We start from the raw sequence: 303 nt of genomic DNA, 5'->3' as shown, positions 1-303 counted from the left end.
TTGGTGAAATTGCCTATACCACGCAGCTTGTGAAACCACAGGTGGCCTTAGTGAATAACGTTGCTGCCGCGCATCTAGAGGGCTTTGGCTCAATTGATGGTGTTAAACAAGCGAAAGGTGAAATCTTTCAGGGGCTTGCTGCTGGTGATACTGCTATTGTTAACCTAGAGAGCAACGGTGGTGATTTCTGGAATGAAGTGCTTGCAGATAAAAGCGTGCTGACATTTTCAGAAAGCGATAATGCGGCGGATTACTTTGCTAAGAATATTCGCATTAATGAGCAAGGTGAAGCTTGCTTTGATA

The 303-nt window shown here is 44.6% G+C and carries 1 protein-coding gene; it reads left to right on the top strand.

What is annotated here, in order from left to right; genetic code table 11:
* Positions 1-303 (top strand): Mur ligase family protein (locus AB4486_RS25935; protein ID WP_372119612.1); only part of this gene is annotated, 303 nt, incomplete at both ends.

The sequence above is a fragment of the Vibrio sp. 10N.222.55.C6 genome, from assembly GCF_041473395.1.
GTDB lineage: Bacteria > Pseudomonadota > Gammaproteobacteria > Enterobacterales > Vibrionaceae > Vibrio > Vibrio crassostreae_C.
The sequence above is the reverse complement of the archived record's forward strand: the minus strand, read 5'-3'. Positions and strand labels throughout refer to the sequence as shown.